Annotated in this window: 20 protein-coding genes; 17 read left to right on the top strand and 3 right to left on the bottom strand. The window is 63.1% G+C overall.

Features of this window, described 5'->3' with window-relative positions; genetic code table 11:
- Positions 1-3: 3 nt before the first annotated feature.
- The 12 genes from ABDZ98_RS04475 to fdhD all read left to right on the top strand — a co-directional run bounded on the left by ABDZ98_RS04475 (position 4) and on the right by fdhD (position 11,225).
- The gene (locus tag ABDZ98_RS04475; protein ID WP_202385879.1) at positions 4-1,395 is read left to right on the top strand and encodes an MFS transporter; all 1,392 of its coding nucleotides are present in this window, start codon (positions 4-6) and stop codon (positions 1,393-1,395) included.
- 121 nt (positions 1,396-1,516) lie between these two features.
- Positions 1,517-2,629: an S-(hydroxymethyl)glutathione dehydrogenase/class III alcohol dehydrogenase gene (locus tag ABDZ98_RS04470; protein WP_160589238.1), complete on the top strand. Its 1,113-nt coding sequence runs from the start codon at positions 1,517-1,519 to the stop codon at positions 2,627-2,629.
- Positions 2,630-2,800: 171 nt separating this feature from the next.
- Positions 2,801-3,181, top strand: a complete 381-nt coding sequence (locus ABDZ98_RS04465; RefSeq protein ID WP_160589237.1) for a VOC family protein — start codon at positions 2,801-2,803, stop codon at positions 3,179-3,181.
- A 3-nt stretch (positions 3,182-3,184) separates the two neighbouring features.
- A complete protein-coding gene (locus ABDZ98_RS04460) occupies positions 3,185-3,571 on the top strand; it encodes a VOC family protein (RefSeq protein WP_202385878.1) in 387 nt (128 codons plus the stop codon).
- Positions 3,572-3,576: 5 nt separating this feature from the next.
- Positions 3,577-3,960, top strand: a complete 384-nt coding sequence (locus ABDZ98_RS04455; protein ID WP_160589236.1) for a VOC family protein — start codon at positions 3,577-3,579, stop codon at positions 3,958-3,960.
- 10 nt (positions 3,961-3,970) lie between these two features.
- Positions 3,971-4,810 carry an S-formylglutathione hydrolase gene (gene fghA / locus ABDZ98_RS04450; RefSeq protein WP_160589235.1) on the top strand — a complete coding sequence of 280 codons (840 nt, stop codon included), beginning with the start codon at positions 3,971-3,973 and terminating at the stop codon, positions 4,808-4,810.
- Positions 4,807-5,235: an NAD(P)H-dependent oxidoreductase subunit E gene (locus tag ABDZ98_RS04445; RefSeq protein WP_160589234.1), complete on the top strand. Its 429-nt coding sequence runs from the start codon at positions 4,807-4,809 to the stop codon at positions 5,233-5,235. Before fghA ends, ABDZ98_RS04445 begins: the two co-directional genes overlap by 4 nt.
- On the top strand, positions 5,232-6,791 hold the full coding sequence (locus ABDZ98_RS04440; RefSeq protein ID WP_160589233.1) for an NADH-ubiquinone oxidoreductase-F iron-sulfur binding region domain-containing protein: 1,560 nt from the start codon (positions 5,232-5,234) through the stop codon (positions 6,789-6,791). Before ABDZ98_RS04445 ends, ABDZ98_RS04440 begins: the two co-directional genes overlap by 4 nt.
- A complete protein-coding gene (mobA, locus tag ABDZ98_RS04435; RefSeq protein ID WP_160589232.1) occupies positions 6,791-7,333 on the top strand; it encodes a molybdenum cofactor guanylyltransferase in 543 nt (180 codons plus the stop codon). The genes ABDZ98_RS04440 and mobA overlap by 1 nt, the downstream gene beginning before the upstream one ends.
- Complete coding sequence (gene fdhF, locus ABDZ98_RS04430) at positions 7,323-10,187, top strand: formate dehydrogenase subunit alpha (protein ID WP_160589231.1); 2,865 nt, start codon at positions 7,323-7,325, stop codon at positions 10,185-10,187. Before mobA ends, fdhF begins: the two co-directional genes overlap by 11 nt.
- The gene (locus ABDZ98_RS04425; RefSeq protein WP_237437298.1) at positions 10,187-10,462 is read left to right on the top strand and encodes a formate dehydrogenase subunit delta; all 276 of its coding nucleotides are present in this window, start codon (positions 10,187-10,189) and stop codon (positions 10,460-10,462) included. The genes fdhF and ABDZ98_RS04425 overlap by 1 nt, the downstream gene beginning before the upstream one ends.
- A complete protein-coding gene (gene fdhD / locus ABDZ98_RS04420) occupies positions 10,440-11,225 on the top strand; it encodes a formate dehydrogenase accessory sulfurtransferase FdhD (protein WP_202385913.1) in 786 nt (261 codons plus the stop codon). Before ABDZ98_RS04425 ends, fdhD begins: the two co-directional genes overlap by 23 nt.
- Before the next feature lie 59 nt (positions 11,226-11,284).
- Here the strand turns inward: fdhD and metW are convergent, their stop codons facing one another.
- Genes metW through metX form a run of 3 tightly spaced genes read right to left on the bottom strand, consistent with a single transcriptional unit; the run spans position 11,285 to position 13,424 of the window.
- Positions 11,285-11,875, bottom strand: a complete 591-nt coding sequence (gene metW, locus ABDZ98_RS04415) for a methionine biosynthesis protein MetW (RefSeq protein ID WP_160589229.1) — start codon at positions 11,873-11,875, stop codon at positions 11,285-11,287.
- Complete coding sequence (locus tag ABDZ98_RS04410) at positions 11,872-12,312, bottom strand: GNAT family N-acetyltransferase (RefSeq protein WP_202385877.1); 441 nt, start codon at positions 12,310-12,312, stop codon at positions 11,872-11,874. Before ABDZ98_RS04410 ends, metW begins: the two co-directional genes overlap by 4 nt.
- The gene (gene metX / locus ABDZ98_RS04405; RefSeq protein WP_160589228.1) at positions 12,309-13,424 is read right to left on the bottom strand and encodes a homoserine O-acetyltransferase MetX; all 1,116 of its coding nucleotides are present in this window, start codon (positions 13,422-13,424) and stop codon (positions 12,309-12,311) included. Before metX ends, ABDZ98_RS04410 begins: the two co-directional genes overlap by 4 nt.
- On the opposite strand from metX, the gene ABDZ98_RS04400 reads away from it, so the two are divergent.
- The 5 genes from ABDZ98_RS04400 to ABDZ98_RS04380 all read left to right on the top strand — a co-directional run bounded on the left by ABDZ98_RS04400 (position 13,396) and on the right by ABDZ98_RS04380 (position 16,718).
- Positions 13,396-13,521 carry a hypothetical protein gene (locus ABDZ98_RS04400; RefSeq protein WP_272916776.1) on the top strand — a complete coding sequence of 42 codons (126 nt, stop codon included), beginning with the start codon at positions 13,396-13,398 and terminating at the stop codon, positions 13,519-13,521. The genes metX and ABDZ98_RS04400 overlap by 29 nt on opposite strands.
- Before the next feature lie 41 nt (positions 13,522-13,562).
- Positions 13,563-14,645, top strand: a complete 1,083-nt coding sequence (locus tag ABDZ98_RS04395; protein WP_160589227.1) for a pyridoxal phosphate-dependent aminotransferase — start codon at positions 13,563-13,565, stop codon at positions 14,643-14,645.
- Complete coding sequence (locus tag ABDZ98_RS04390) at positions 14,642-15,550, top strand: prephenate/arogenate dehydrogenase family protein (RefSeq protein WP_160589226.1); 909 nt, start codon at positions 14,642-14,644, stop codon at positions 15,548-15,550. Before ABDZ98_RS04395 ends, ABDZ98_RS04390 begins: the two co-directional genes overlap by 4 nt.
- A 65-nt stretch (positions 15,551-15,615) precedes the next feature.
- Positions 15,616-16,062 (top strand): thioredoxin TrxC, encoded by a 447-nt coding sequence (trxC, locus tag ABDZ98_RS04385; protein ID WP_160589225.1) that lies wholly within the window; start codon positions 15,616-15,618, stop codon positions 16,060-16,062.
- 119 nt (positions 16,063-16,181) lie between these two features.
- Positions 16,182-16,718 (top strand): PilZ domain-containing protein, encoded by a 537-nt coding sequence (locus ABDZ98_RS04380; RefSeq protein WP_160589224.1) that lies wholly within the window; start codon positions 16,182-16,184, stop codon positions 16,716-16,718.
- Positions 16,719-16,757 lie beyond the last annotated feature (39 nt).

The following is a 16,757-nucleotide window of genomic DNA, read 5'->3' as shown; positions in this document are numbered from 1 at the left end:
CGAATGGCCGGAGCACCTGCCGGGGGCAACCCTGTAGCCGTGATGAATGATACGCCGATGGGGACGCGGCAAGTCATTGTCGTGTTCCTGATGGTGCTGCTTAACGCACTGGATGGGTTCGACGTGCTTTCCAGTGCCTTTGCGGCACCGGGCATCGCCGCAGACTGGGGCGTGGAGCGCGCAGAGCTGGGTATCATGCTGTCTGCAGAGCTGGTCGGCATGGGCTTCGGCTCGGTTATTCTGGGCGGCATGGCTGACAAGTTTGGCCGCAAGTTGACCATGCTCGCCTGCCTCGTGGTCATGGCCATCGGCATGTGGTTTGCGCATTCGTCCAACACCATTCTGGAAATCACCATCTGGCGCTTCATCACCGGGCTTGGCATCGGCGGCATGCTCGCCGCGACCAATGCTGTGGTGGCCGAAGTCACCAGCAAGACCGGTCGCAGCATGTCCATGGCGCTGTATGTCATCGGCTATCCGCTGGGCGGCGTGATCGGTGGCTTTGCCGCGCAAGGCTGGCTGCTGGTCGATTATGACTGGCGGGCGGTGTTCCTGTTCGGCTCGGTCGTAACCGCCGTGATGATCCCGCTGGTGATGCTGCTGGTGCCAGAAACGCCAGCGTATTTCGTCGCCAGCCGCCGCGAAGGCGCGCTGGAGAAGATGAACAAGTCGCTGGTGGCTTTCGGCAAGTCCGCAGTGGCGGCAATGCCGGTAATCAAGGACACTGGGACCAAGCCCAAGGTGACCGACATTCTGGCCAAGCCCAAGCTGCGCAAGATCACCCTGCTGCTGGCATTCGGCTATATGTTCCACACGCTGACCTTCTACTACATCCTGAAGTTTGCTCCCACGATTGTGGCGGGTGCTGGCTTCAGCCAGCCCGATGCGGCCAGCAGCCTGACCTATGCCAATATCGGCGGCGCGCTGGGCGGCTTCCTGTTCGGCTTCGTGATGCGTCAGTTTGACATCAAGGGACCGACTATTGCCGCCGCGCTGCTCGGCGTGGGTGCAGTGGCTTACTTCGGCCTTGGCCATGATTCACTGTGGGACTGGCGCGTCGCTGCCTTCCTGACGATGTTCTTCCTGAACGCCGCCATCGTGGGCTATTATGCAGCGTTCGCGCGCGGCTTCCCCGCCTACGCCCGCGGCACCGGCACCGGCTTCGTGCTGGGCGTTGGCCGTCTGGGCGCAGCGGGCTCGCCGATCATTGCCGGCTTCCTGTTTCAGGCGCTGGGCGATGAGGAACTGCTGACAGTCTCGCTGATCATGTGTTCAGGCGCAGTGCTGGGTGCCCTGCTGCTGTGGTTCCTGCCCAACGACGATGCCGATGCGGATATAGCAGCGGCCGAGCTGGCGCTGGACGAGGCGCAGGCCAAGGCTGCAGCGGCTGGCTAGAGAAATGCCCACCGCCGCCCCGCACACGGATGTGCGGGGCGGCGATGAGCGCCGGCTGACAACAGCCGGATCATATCAATGGCAATGCGCCAAAAAATGTAACGAAATGAGGTTCCGATAAATGAAAACCCGTGCAGCCGTAGCATTCGAAGCCAAGAAGCCGCTGGAGATCGTGGAGCTCGATCTTGAAGGGCCGAAGGATGGCGAAGTGCTGGTGGAAATCATGGCCACCGGCATCTGCCACACCGATGCCTACACGCTGGACGGGCTGGATTCCGAAGGCATCTTTCCGTCGGTGCTGGGCCATGAAGGCGCGGGCATCGTGCGCGAAGTTGGTCGCGGCGTAACCTCGGTAAAGCCGGGCGATCACGTGATCCCGCTGTACACGCCGGAATGTCGCCAGTGTAAGAGCTGCCTGTCGGGCAAGACCAACCTGTGCACCGCGATCCGCGCCACGCAGGGCAAGGGGCTTATGCCTGATGGCACCAGCCGCTTTTCCTACAAGGGCCAGACGATCTTCCACTACATGGGCTGTTCGACCTTCTCGAACTTCACCGTGCTGCCCGAAATCGCCGTGGCCAAGATCCGCGAAGACGCACCGTTCCAGTCCGCATGCTACATCGGCTGCGGCGTGACCACGGGCGTGGGCGCTGTCACCAACACCGCCAAGGTGCAGGTGGGTGACAATGTGGTGGTGTTCGGCCTGGGCGGGATCGGCCTCAACGTGATCCAGGGCGCGCGGCTTGCCGGTGCCAACAAGATCATCGGCGTGGACATCAACCCCGACCGTGAGGAATGGGGCCGCAAGTTCGGCATGACCGACTTCCTCAACACCAAGGGCATGAGCCGTGAGGACACGATCGCGCATATCGTCGCCATGACCGATGGCGGCGCGGATTACACCTTCGATGCCACCGGCAATACCGAAGTGATGCGCACCGCGCTGGAAGCCTGCCACCGCGGCTGGGGCACCAGCATCATCATCGGCGTGGCCGAGGCGGGCAAGGAAATCAGCACCCGCCCGTTCCAGCTGGTGACCGGGCGCAACTGGCGCGGCACGGCATTCGGCGGGGCCAAGGGCCGCACCGATGTGCCCAAGATCGTCGACATGTACATGACCGGCAAGATCGAGATCGATCCCATGATCACCCACGTGATGGGCCTGGAGGAGATCAACACCGCCTTCGACCTGATGCACGCGGGCGAGAGCATCCGCTCGGTCGTGGTCTTTTGAGTTGCAGGGCGGGACAGGCGCAATGGCCCTGTCCCGCCCGCACTGCTCCTGACAAACAGGGGCAAGGAAAAGATTTGTAACTAGATTATTTCACAAGGCCGAAGTTTTCGGCTATGTGATAAACCGAGTCCTGCGCATGGCGTGGGATGACAATTGAGGAGAGCCCCCGAAATGATCAACCATGTCTTCCTTGGCACCAACGATATCGAGAAATCGCGCGCTTTTTATACCGCGACAATGAAGGAACTGGGCGCGGAAGGTCATCCGCTGCCGCATGGTACGGTTTTCCCCACGGCCGAAAGCACGCTGGTGGTGGCCAAGCCCGCCAATGGCGAAGCGGCCTGCGTTTCCAACGGCGCGACCCTTGGCCTCAAGGCTGCGTCCTACGATGCGGTTGATGCCTGGCATGCTGCCGGCCTCGCCAATGGCGGAACCGACGATGGCGCACCGGGCTTCCGTGAGAACAGCCCGGGCAACATGTATGGCGCCTATCTGCGCGATACCGATGGCAACAAGATCTGCGCCTTCACCGCCAACGTCGGCCCGCGCTGATTCATGAGCATCTTCACCCATCTGGTGGTCGGGACCAATGATCCAGAGGCGTCTTGCGCATTCTACGATGCCACCTTCGGCGCGCTGGGCATTGTGGGCAACCGGATGGGTGAACGCGCCTATTACGGCGATTATGCCAATGGCTTTTTCTCTGTCGGCCCGCCGCGCGATGGTAAGCCGGCCACATTTGCCAATGGCGGGACGATCGGGCTCGGCGCGAAGAACCAGGCCGAAGTCGACGCATGGCATGCCGCGGGCCTTGCCCATGGCGGAACGTGCGATGGCCCTCCCGGTCGCCGCGACATGGCCGAGAACAAGCTCTACGGCGCTTATCTGCGCGATCCCACCGGTAACAAGCTGTGTGCTTTCACCACCAATGTGGAGGATTGATTCCAATGTATAGTCACCACATGATCGGCACCAACGATCTGGCCAGGGCCAAGGCGTTCTATGACGCCACCTTCACCGCCCTGGGCGGCAGCGAAGGCATGCTGGACGAGGTCAAGGGCCGCGTTGCCTATCGCCACAATGGCGGCGTGTTCATCGTCACCCGTCCGCGCAATGGCGAACCCGCCACCGCCGCGAATGGCAGCACCATCGGCTTTGCCGTGGACACGCCAGAGCAGGCCGATGCCTGGCATGCAGCCGGCGTAGTCGCTGGCGGCACCGCCATCGAAGACCCGCCCGGCGTGCGCGATCTGGGCGATCGCAAGCTTTACCTCGCCTATTTGCGCGACCCGGACGGCCACAAGCTGTGCGTCTTGAAGCAGGTTGATTGAAGGCATCGCAATGACACTCGAAACGGTCAGTGAAGCACGGTCATTCGGCGGCACGCAGGGCGTCTATTCGCATGACAGCGAAGCGACCGGCACGCCGATGACCTTTGCCGTCTATGTGCCCGAACATGTGGCAGGCACGAAACTGCCCGTGCTGTGGTATCTTTCCGGCCTCACCTGCACCCATGCCAACGTGATGGATAAGGGCGAATATCGTCGTTATTGCGCCGAGCACGGGATCATCCTTGTTGCGCCGGACACGTCCCCGCGCGGTGACGATGTGCCCGACGACGAAGGCTATGATTTCGGCAAGGGCGCGGGCTTTTACGTCAACGCCGTGCAGGAGCCGTGGGCCAAGAATTTCCAGATGCGCCAGTATGTCGAGCACGAACTGCCGCAGGTCATCGCGAAGCACTTCCCGGTCGATATGGACCGGCAGGGCATCACCGGCCATTCCATGGGCGGACACGGCGCGCTGACCATTTCGCTGCGCAATCCGGGTAAATACAGGTCCACCAGCGCCTTTTCTCCCATCGTCAGCCCGATCCACTGCCCGTGGGGCCAGAAGGCGCTTGGCGGCTATATCGGTGACGACAAGTCCGCATGGCGCGAATATGATGCCTGCGCGCTGATCGAAGACGGTGCGCGCCTGCCTGAACTGCTGGTCGATCAGGGTCACGCCGACAATTTCCTTGAGGAACAGCTCAAGACCCACCTGCTGGAGGAGGCCGTCCGCAAGGCGGGCATGAACGCCACCATCCGCCTGCAGGAAGGCTATGACCATTCCTATTTCTTCGTCTCTACATTCATCGGCGATCATATCGCCTGGCATGCTGAAAGGCTCAAAGCGTGAGCAGCAAAGAACACAAGATCGGTGAGATCATTGCCGAACATCATCGCCGCGAAGGCCCGCTTCTGCCGATCTTGCACGATGTGCAGGAAGAATTCGGCTGCGTTGATACGGAATCCGAAGCGATCATCGCCAAGGGGCTGAACCTGTCGCGCGCCGATGTGCACGGCGTGGTCAGCTTCTATCACGATTATTCGCCCACAGCCGATCCGCGCCCGGTGGTTCAGATCTGCCGTGCAGAGGCGTGCAAGGCGCGCGGCGTCGAGCAGATTATCGATGCCGCCAAGGCCGCCGCGGGTGAGCGGGTGGCGATCAAGACCGTCTATTGCCTCGGCCTGTGCAGCGCCGGCCCCGCCGCGCGCGTGGGCGATGACCTCCATATCCGGCTGGACAACCAGTCGGTCAGCAAACTGATCGAAAACGCATGACCATTATCAAGATTTCCGACGATGCCCTCGCCCGCGCTGGCGGCGCCGATGCGCTGGCCTCCGCTTTCGAGAAGAAGGGCTTTGAAGTGCACCGCACGTCCAGCTGGGGCATGCACTGGCTTGAGCCTCTGGTAGAGATCAACGGCATCGGCTGGGGCCCTGTCACGCTCAGCCGTGTTGACGAGATTGCCGATGGCGGCGCGGATGATATCTGCGTCGGCCCGATCGCCGCCCATCCCTTCATCACCGGCCAGACGCGGCTGACCTTTGCCCGCGCGGGCAAGACCCGTCCGCTTTCGCTGGAAGATTACGAAGCCAGCGGCGGCTGGAGCGGCCTGACGCGCGCCCGCCAGATCGGCGCCGAAAGGATCGTCGAGGAAGTGACCGCATCGGGCCTGCGTGGCCGTGGCGGTGCGGGCTTCCCCACCGGCATCAAGTGGAAGACCGTTCTGGGCGCACCGGGACCCAAGAAATACATCGTCTGCAATGCCGACGAAGGCGACAGCGGCACCTTTGCCGATCGCATGGCGATGGAAGGCGATCCGTTCGCCCTGATCGAAGGCATGGCGATTGCCGGTGAAGCCGTCGGCGCGGACCAGGGCTATATCTACCTGCGCAGCGAATATCCCGACGCGATCCGCAAGCTGAATGCGGCGCTGAAGCTGTGTGCTGACATCATCGCCCCGTTCAAATGCGAAGTGCGCGTGGGCGCGGGTGCCTATGTCTGCGGTGAGGAAACCTCGCTGCTCAACTCGCTGGAAGGCAAGCGCGGCGAAGTGCGCGCCAAGCCGCCACTGCCCGCGCTGGAAGGCTTCCTTGGCCGCCCGACCGTGGTCAACAACGTGCTCAGCCTGGCTGCCGTGCCGCATATCCTGATGCAGGGCGGCGCTGCCTCTTATGCGGAGCGCGGGATGGGCCGGTCAAAGGGCACCATGCCGATCCAGCTGGCCGGTAACATCAAGCATGGCGGCCTGTACGAAGTGGCGTTCGGCATCACCCTGGGCGAGCTCGTCAACGATATTGGCGGCGGCACGGCCAGTGGCCGCCCGGTCAAGGCGGTGCAGGTTGGCGGCCCGCTGGGCGCGTATATCCACCCTGACCAGTTCGACATTCCCTTCGATTACGAGGCCTTTACCGCAGCCGACGCGCTGATCGGCCATGCCGGTGTGACCGTGTTCGATGACACCGCAGACATGGGCGAGATGGCCCATTTCGCGATGGAATTCTGTTCTGCCGAAAGCTGCGGCAAGTGCACGCCGTGCCGCATTGGCGCAGTGCGCGGGCAGGAAATCATCGAGCGTATCCGCTCCGGCGGGCGCAAGCGCGACGGTGTCGAGATGACCCCGCAGATCCACAATGCACCCAAGAACGAAGGCCGCAGCGCTGCTGAGGAAATCGGCCTGCTGACCGATCTGTGCGAGACGATGAAGTTCGGCTCTCTGTGTGCACTGGGCGGCTTCACCCCCTATCCGGTGATGTCCGCGCTGCGCAACTGGCCGGAAGACTTCGTGGGCGATCCCGCGGCCATCGCCAACGCGCTGGACGCGGCCAAGTAATGATCCTGGGCGTTGTCCTTGCAGGTGGCTTGTCCACCCGTTTCGGCAGCGACAAGGCCGTGGCGCATCTGGATGGCCGCACGCTGATCGCCCGCGCGGTGGATGCGCTGTCCGCATGGTGCGACAAGGTGGTGATCGCCGGGCGCGACTCAGGCCCGGAAACGGGCAATACCGCATGCATCCCGGACTGGCCGCGCGCCGGAATGGGGCCGTTGGGCGGTATTGCCGCAGGCCTGAGACACGCGCACAAGCATGATTATGATGGAATCCTCACCTGCGGGGTTGATTCTGTCGCATTACCGCAAGATTTGTTGTCGGATCTTTCACCGGCTCCGGCATATCTTGAAACACAACCGGTTATCGGCCATTGGAAGACTGATAACGCAGGCGCAGTCGAGGCCATCCTCCAGAGTGAAGGACGCCATTCGATGATTGCCTTCGCAAAGTCCGTGAACGCGCGGGCCGTGAAGACCGCGTCAACACCGGCAAATATAAACACCCCGGCCGATTTGGCCGCGATGGAGCAGAACGATGGGATTTGAACGCCAGAAGGATTTCGGGACACCCGAGGTCAAGTCCGACGAAACGGTTACGCTGACCATTGATGGCCGCGAGATCACCGTTCCTGCCGGTACCAGCGTGATGCGCGCGGCTGCCGAATCGGGCGGCGACATTCCCAAACTGTGCGCCACGGACAATGTGAAGAGCTTCGGCTCGTGCCGTCTGTGCCTGGTGGAAATCGAAGGTGCGCGCGGAACTCCCGCCAGCTGCACCACCCCCGCCGCCCAGGGCATGGTCGTCAAGACCCAGACCCCGCGCCTGCAGAAGCTGCGCAAGGGCGTGATGGAGCTGTATATCTCCGATCACCCGCTCGATTGCCTGACCTGCTCGGCCAACAATGATTGCGAACTGCAGGACCAGGCCGCCAATGTCGGCCTGCGCGATGTGCGTTATGGCTATGAAGGGGCGAACCACCTTTCCAAGAAGGCGGACACGTCCAACCCCTATTTCACCTTCGATCCCAGCAAGTGCATCGTCTGCTCACGCTGCGTTCGCGCGTGTGACGAGGTGCAGGGCACTTTCGCACTGACCGTGGACGGCCGCGGCTTTGCCAGCATGATTTCCGCCGGCCAGACCACCGATGATTTCCTGTCCAGCGAATGCGTCAGCTGCGGTGCCTGCGTGCAGGCCTGCCCCACCGCCACGCTGCAGGAAAAGAGCGTCAAGGAAATCGGCACGCCGGAACGCGCCGTCGTCACCACCTGCGCCTATTGCGGCGTTGGCTGCACGTTCCGCGCCGAAATGCGCGGTGAGCAGCTGGTGCGCATGGTTCCGTGGAAGGACGGCAAGGCCAACCACGGCCATTCCTGCGTGAAGGGCCGTTTCGCTTGGGGCTATGCCAACCACAAGGACCGCATCACCAAGCCGATGATCCGTGAGAATATCTCGGACCCGTGGCAGGAAGTCAGCTGGGAAGAGGCGATCCAGTTCTCTGCCGACAAGATCACGGCCATCAAGGCCGAGCACGGCGCGCGCGCGCTGGGCGGCATCACCTCCAGCCGTTGCACCAATGAAGAAACCTTCCTGGTGCAGAAGCTGATCCGCGCCGGTTTTGGCGCAAACAACGTCGATACCTGCGCCCGTGTGTGCCACTCGCCCACCGGCTATGGCCTGTCGACGACGTTCGGCACCAGCGCCGGAACGCAGGATTTCGATTCCGCGATGGACACCGATGTGTTTCTGGTGATCGGCGCCAACCCCACGGATGCACATCCCGTGTTCGGCAGCCGCATCAAGAAGCGCCTGCGTCAGGGTGCCAAGATGATCGTGGTCGATCCGCGCCGCATCGATCTGGTGAAGAGCCCGCATATTGAAGCGGCGCACCATCTGCCGCTGCAGCCGGGCACCAATGTCGCCGTGCTGACCAGCATCGCGCATGTGATCGTGACCGAAGGCCTCGCCGCAGAAGACTTCATCCGCGAGCGCTGCGACTGGGACGAATATCAGGACTGGGCGCGTTTCGTTGCTGACGAAAAGCACAGCCCCGAATTCCTCGAGGCGGTGACCAAGGTTCCCGCACACATCGTGCGCGAAGCCGCCCGCCTGTTCGCCACCGGCGGCAATGGCGCGATCTATTACGGCCTGGGCGTGACCGAGCATTCGCAAGGCTCTTCCACCGTGATGGCGATTGCCAATCTTGCCATGGTGACCGGCAATATCGGCCGGTCCGGCGTGGGCGTGAACCCGCTGCGCGGCCAGAACAACGTGCAGGGCGCCTGCGACATGGGCAGCTTCCCGCACGAACTGCCCGGCTATCGCCACATCGCCGGCCAGGAAGTGCGTGAGCTGTTCGAGAACGATTGGGGCGTAATCCTCGATCCCGAGCCCGGCCTGCGCATTCCCAACATGCTGGATGCTGCGGTCGATGGCAGCTTCAAGGCGATCTACATCCAGGGTGAGGACATCTTGCAGTCCGATCCCGATACGCATCACGTGTCCGCCGGCCTTGCCGCGATGGATTGCGTGATCGTGCACGACCTTTTCCTGAACGAGACAGCCAATTACGCGCATGTCTTCCTGCCGGGTTCCACCTTCCTGGAAAAGGAAGGCACCTTCACCAATGCCGAACGTCGCATCCAGCCGGTGCGAAAGGTGATGGAACCGGCCAATGGCTATGAGGACTGGGAAGTGACCCAGCTGCTCGCCAATGCCATTGGCTGTGACTGGACTTACACCCACGCCAGCCAGATTCTGGACGAGATTGCCCGCCTTACGCCCACGTTTGCAGGTGTGAACTGGGCACGCGTCACCAGTGGAGAGCCGCTGCAGTGGCCGGTCAATGACAAGGCGCCGCAGGGCAGCCCGATCATGCATGTGGACGGCTTCGTGCGCGGCAAGGGCAAGTTCGTCGTCACCGAATATGTGCCGACTGATGAGAAGACCGGCCCGCGCTTCCCGCTGCTGCTGACTACCGGCCGCATCCTGTCCCAGTACAACGTCGGCGCGCAGACACGGCGCACCGGCAACAATATCTGGCACAGCGAAGATGTGCTGGAAATTCACCCCACCGATGCCGAAAATCGCGGGCTTGCCGATGGCAGCTTTGCGCGCCTGGCCAGCCGTGCGGGTGAAACCACACTGCGCGTGCAGGTGACGGATCGCGTGGCACCGGGCGTGGTCTATACCACCTTCCACCACCCCGATACGCAGGCCAACGTGGTGACCACGGACAATTCCGACTGGGCCACCAACTGCCCTGAATACAAAGTCACCGCCGTACAGGTCACGCCGTCCAACGGCCCCAGCGAATGGCAGGAAGAGTATGCCGATCTGACCGCGATGGCGCGCCGGATAGCGAATGAACCGGGCCGCGAAGAACTGGAGCCAGCCGAGTAATGGACATCAACAAGCTGCGCCGCATGGCCGACCAGATCGCGACGAATTTCGCCGCCATCGGCCATGACAATGCCGTGCTGGCCACCGCCGATCACATCAACAAGTTCTGGGACCCCCGGATGAAGGCGCAGATCTTCGCCGATGATCGCAGCGCGCTGTCCGCCATTGCCGGTCTTGCGATCGAGAAGCTGGCACGCGGAGCCGATCCGGCACCGCAGACCCGCGCGACCCAGTTCAACAAGGTTGACGAGGTTGGCCATTCCGACGCCGGCTGAGCCGGTTGAATACACCAGGGATGGCCATTGCCACCCCGTCGCGCGCAGCTTTGTGCCCGAAGTGCCGGTGGCGCTGGAATATAACGGCCTGTCCTATGCGGTGATGATGGCCAGCCCGAGTGACCTGGCCGATTTCGCGCTGGGCTTCGCGCTGACCGAAGGGCTGGCGCAGTCCGCCGCAGACGTAACCGATCTTGACGTGGTGGAAGTGGACGCAGGCTGGATCTGCCGCGCGCAATTGTCCGGCCTCGGCATCGAAAAGCTCACCGAACGCGTGCGCACCCGTGTGGCGGAAAGCAGCTGCGGCCTGTGCGGGATTGAGAACCTGGAGGCGGTGGGCAGGCCACTGCCCCAGGTCCCCGCACACAAGGCGCTCGACCCGCAGGCGATCTTCGCCGCGCTATCCAAATTGCGCGATCACCAGCCACTGACCAAGGCCACCGGCGCCGCCCATGCGGCTGCCTTCTGCACGCCCGATGGCACCATCCTGACAGCGCGCGAGGACGTGGGCCGCCACAATGCGATGGACAAGCTGATCGGCGCTCTGGCCACGGCGGGACAAAGCGCGGCAGACGGCTTCATCCTTTCCAGCGCCCGCTGCTCCTACGAAATCGTCGAAAAGGCCGTCCGCGCCGGAGCGCACACGCTGGTCACCATCTCGCTGCCCACCAGCATGGCGGCGGAGCGGGCCAAGGCGGCGGGACTGAGCCTGTGGTGCCTGGCGCGCGATGACAGTGTGATTTGTGTGAATGAGGTTGGCTAGCAGCGTACTCCCGCACTTCGTCATGTTGAACTCGTTTCAGCATGACGTTCGGTCAGCGGCTACCGGCTCAACTGAAAAACCGCATGTTCCGCGCGCCAGTTCGCATTACCGCCGCCAATCTCTCGCCCTCCGGCGAAGAACCAGCATCCTTCCACCGTCACACCCTTGTCGGCGATCAGCTGGCGGAAATCGTCGACGGTCACGTGGTGGATGTTCTGCGTTTCATACCAGCTGACGGGCAGGTGACGCGTCACCGGCATGCGGCCGTGGAACAATAGCGCGAAGCGCATCCGCCAATAGGCGAAATTGGGGAAGCTGACGAAGGCCGTCTGGCCGATGCGCAGCAGCTGGTCGAGCAGGTAATCGGGCCGCTCCGCCGTCTGCAAGGTCTGGCTCAGGATCGCCACGTCAAAGGCGTGATCGGGATAGTCGGCCAGATCGCGATCGGCATCGCCCTGCACCACGCTGAGGCCGCGGCTGACGCATTTCTCCACCAGCTCGCCATCGATCTCCATGCCGCGCGCGTCCACCTGGCGTTGCAGGCGCAGCACATCCATCAGGTCTCCCTCACCGCAGCCGACATCGAGCACGCGCGCGCCCGGCGGAACCAGGCTGGCAATCTTGGCGAGGTCCGGGCGCAGTTCGCTCATGCCGGCACCGGATACAGATCGGTGAAGACCCGTTCCATCATGCGGCCCGGGTTCGCCTGCAAGCGCCAGCCAAGCTGCGCATACAGGTCTTGCGCATCCAGCGTGTGCAGGCCCCAGCGGCGCAGGCCCTGCAACAGCGGATGGTCCTGCAAGGCTGTCACCATCACCTTTGACAGGCCCCGCCCACGATGGTCTTCCAGCACATGGACATCGGCCAGCCAGGCGAAAGTTGCATAATCGGTGATGACCCGGGCAAAGCCCACCTGCGCATCCGCGTGCCGCACCGCCACGCACAGGCTGTTGGCCAGCGCGCGGCGAACGGTTTCCAGCGGAATCCCCTTCGCCCAATAGGAGCGCGCGAGATAGGCATGGGTTGCCTCCACATCGATGCGCGACTGGTCATCGGTCAATTCATAGCCAGCAGGCAGTTCGCTCATCCGATAAAGCCCTTCACCACGCGGTCCAGCGCCGGACATTCCAGCAGGAAGCTGTCATGCCCGTATGGCGCGGACAGCTCCACAAAGCTGACCGGCGCGGCCACGGCGTTGAGCGCGTGGACGATGTTGCGGCTTTCGGACGTGGGGTACAGCCAGTCCGTATCGAAGCTGACCACGCAGAAGCGCGTGTCGCCTGCGCCCCTGAAGGCATCGGCCAGGCTGCCTGAAGAACTTGCGCCGCCGTGCTCCTCCGCCAGGTCGAAATAATCCATCGCGCGGGTGATATACAGATAGCTGTTGGCGTCGAAGCGATCGGTGAAGGAAAGGCCCTGATAGCGCAGGTAGCTTTCCACCTGGAAATCGGCATCGAAGCCAAAGCTCTTGGCCTCACGGTCCTGCAGGCGGCGGCCGAACTTGTCGGTCAGGCCGGCTTCGGAAAGATAGGTGATATGCGCGGCCATGCGGGCGACGGACAGGCCCTTGTCCGGGCTGGCGCCGGTGCCGTAATAATCGCCCGCGTTCCAGTTGGGATCGGCCATGATTGCCTGCCGCCCCACCTCATGAAAGGCGATGTTTTGCGCGGAATGGCGCGCGGTGGTGGCAATCGCCAGTACGCGGTCGGTGCGCTCCGGGAAATTGGCCGCCAGGCTGAGCGCCTGCATCCCGCCCATCGATCCGCCGACAACGGCGTGCAGTCTTTCAATCCCCAGCGCATCGAGCAGCGCCACCTGCGCGCGCACCATGTCGCGGATGGTGATGACCGGGAAACGCATGGCATAGGGCCGGCCATCAGGCGCGAGCGAGGCAGGCCCGGTGGAGCCGATGCACGATCCGATCACATTGGCACAGATCACGTGATAGCGATTGGTGTCGATAGGCTTGCCGGGGCCGACCATGATTTCCCACCAGCCGGGCTTGCCGGTCAGCGGATTGGTCTTGGCCACAAACTGGTCACCCGTCAGCGCGTGGAAGATCAGGATGGCATTGGACTTGTCCGCCGCCAGCTCGCCATAGGTTTCATAGGCGATCTCGACATTGTCGAGCGCCTTGCCGCTATCGAGTGCCAACTGACGGTCCAGCGTGATGCTGGTCAAGTTCGATGCCGTTGCCATGGTCGGTGCGGACTTGGGACTTGTCGCCGATGCTGTCAATCTGCCTCTCAATCTACCTGTCAATTGCGGGCGCAAGGCGCTAATGGCGCTGCCGTGACTCGGGACAGTAAACAGCATGGCGCCAGCAGCGCCCCGGCCATGAAGCCATGGATCGCGGGCATCCATGCCTACGTGCCTGGCAAATCGCGCAGCGCGGACGGGCGCTCGCTGGTGAAACTCTCTGCCAATGAGAACCCGCTGGGTTGCAGCCCGGTGGCACTGGCCGCGCGGGCGGACGCGCAGGTGCCGTGGCTTTACCCCGATCCCGATTCCACCGCCTTGCGCGAGGCGTTGGGCGCGCTGCACGGCATGGACCCGGCGCAGATCGTGTGCGGCACCGGGTCGGGTGAATTGCTGACCCTGTCGGCCAGCGCCTTTGCCGGGCCGGGCGATGAAGTGCTGTATGTCCGCTATGGCTTTTCGCTGTATGAAATTGCCGCGCGGCGTTGCGGGGCGACCCCGGTGGAAGCGCCCGATGCCGATTTCGGCACCGATGTCGATGCGCTGCTGGGCTGCGTGAATGATCGCACAAAGGTGGTCTTCATCGCCAATCCCAACAATCCCACCGGCACCTATCTGCCGCGTGCGGAACTGGCGCGTCTGCACGCCGGCCTGCCTGCCGATGTGCTGCTGGTGATCGATCAGGCCTATGCCGAATATGTCGATCCGGCGCACGATGACGGGGGCATGGAACTGGCGGGCCAATATCCCAACGTGCTGGTCACGCGCACCTTTGCCAAGGCCTATGGGCTGGCGGGCGAGCGTGTGGGCTGGGGCTATGGCGCAGCGGATCTGATCGGCGCGCTGGGCCGCATTCGCGGACCGTTCAACATCAATAATGGCGCACAGGCGGTGACCACGGCTGCCGTGGCCGATCAGGATTTCGTGACCTCCACCCGCATTCACAACACGGCGGAGCGTGCCCGCTTTGCCACCGCGATAGAGGCCATGGGGAACTACGGATTGCGCGCCGTGCCCAGCGAGGCCAATTTCCTGCTGGTGCTGTTCGAAGGCAATCTGACCGCAGAAGCTGCGCACGATGGGCTGGCCCAGCGCGGCTATGCCGTGCGCTGGCTGCCCGGACAGGGCCTGCCGCAAGCCTTGCGCATAACCATCGGGACAGCGCAGCAAATGGATGATATTGCACGCGCCTTGCGTGAAATGGCAGAGGCCGCCCAATGAGCTTTTCGCACGTTGCCATTATCGGTCTTGGCCTGCTGGGCGGTTCCATCGGCCTGGCCGTCCGTGCCGAACTGCCGGGCACGAAGACCACCGGCTACGATGCCGATCCCGATGTCCGCGCCAGGGCGCGCGAACGCGGGCTGGCCGATACTGTCCTTGACGATCCCGCAGAGGCTGTGCGCGGGGCCGATCTTGTAATCCTGTGCGTGCCGGTGGGCGCAATGGGCGAAGCGGCACGCGCGATTGAACCCGGCCTTTCCGCCGATACGGTGATCAGCGATGTCGGTTCCTCCAAACGCAGCATTACCGATGCACTGGTGGCCGCGCTGCCGAACCACCAGATCATTCCCGCCCATCCGGTTGCGGGTACGGAAAACTCCGGGCCGGATGCGGGTTTTGCCACATTGTTCCACCAGCGCTGGTGCATCGTCACTCCGCCCGCCGGAGCAGACGCGGAAAAGGTCGCCTCGCTGGTCGATTTCTGGGAAAGCCTGGGCGCGCTGGTGGAGACGATGGATGCCGAGCATCACGATCTCGTGCTCGCCGTGACCAGCCATATCCCGCATCTGATCGCCTATACCATCGTTGGTACGGCGTCCGATCTGGAAGATGTGACGCGCAGCGAAGTGATCAAATATTCAGCCGGCGGCTTCAGGGATTTCACCCGCATTGCCGCCAGCGATCCCACCATGTGGCGCGACGTGTTCCTCAACAACAAGGACGCGGTGCTGGAAATGCTCGACCGCTTCCTGACCGACCTTGCCCTGATGCGCGAAGCAATCCGCGCCGGTGATGGCGAGATGATGCACGACACCTTCAGCCGCACCCGCGCCATCCGCCGCTCCATCGTGGCGCTGGGCCAGGACGACCCCCGCCCAGACTTCGGACGCGCCGATCACGAATAGGGTTGCGCGCTGTCAATGACCTGCAGGATTCGATAGAAACCAGCCCGGGGAGCGGAGAGATCGCCATGACCAGCCAGATTGCCACAATCGTTGCCTGCCCATCCTGCGCCGGGCTCAACCGCGTTCCAGCGGCGAAACTGGGTGCGGGCGGGAAATGCGGCAAGTGCCACTCCGCGCTGTTCACCGGCCATCCGGTCACGCTGACTTCTGCCAATTTCGCGGCGCACAGCGTGAAAAGCGACATTCCCCTGCTGATCGATTTCTGGGCCAGCTGGTGCGGCCCGTGCCGCCAGATGGCCCCGGCATTCGAGGCGGCGGCGGCGCAGCTGGAGCCGCATGTCAGGCTGGGCAAGCTGGATACGGAGGCCGAACAGGCCATTGCCGGGCGCTACCAGATCCGCTCAATCCCGACCCTGGCGATCATCTCCAAGGGCAAGGAAATTGCCCGCCAATCGGGCGCAATGCCCCAAGGCGCAATTGTCAGCTGGGCAAGGCAGGCGCTGAAAATCTGATCGCAGCATTGGGACGTGAACCGGGCCGACCTGTGCGCACGACCTGTGCGCACGGGCACCAGGGCGACGCCCTCTAGGTATTAACCGAGAGGGCCGGTTTAGGGAGACGTTTCAGCCGGTTGTCGCAATCCCCGCACACAGGTGCGGAGGATCGTATTTCATTCCCAGGCTTCAAGAACCGCTCACCGCGCAAGAAGGTTCGCCTCCACGGACGGCTGCGCGGTGAGAGCGAGTGGACCGACGTGCAGATCAAGGATCTGTCCGCCAGAGGACTTATGGCGGAAAGCGAGCACCCGCCTCCACGCGGCCATTACATCGAAATCCGCCGCCATAACCACATTCTGATTGGCGTGGTGGCATGGTCGAAAGGCAACCGCTTTGGCGTGGCACTGGCCGAAGAGACGGATATTGAGAGCCTGATTTCCGGCGTGCCGACCTGTCTCAACGGCGAGCGGCGCGATCTGGTGAAACGTGACAGGAAACCACGCGTCCTGCTGGTGCTGTCGACACCCAGTGACTGGAAATGGGCAGGGCGGGCATTGGAGCGCCTCGCGCTGATCGCTTTCGGCGTGATTGGCACCCTGTTCGTTGGCGAACTTGTTTATGAGGCGCTGGCAACCCCGATGGAGGCGATAGTCGAAGGCCTGCGGCTCTAGCGGCAATCCGTGAGGCGCTGAGCAAGGCGATTACCGGCG

The organism is Alteraurantiacibacter aestuarii (assembly GCF_039523595.1).
Lineage (GTDB): Bacteria > Pseudomonadota > Alphaproteobacteria > Sphingomonadales > Sphingomonadaceae > Alteraurantiacibacter > Alteraurantiacibacter aestuarii.
This window is presented reverse-complemented; position numbering and strand designations above follow the sequence as displayed.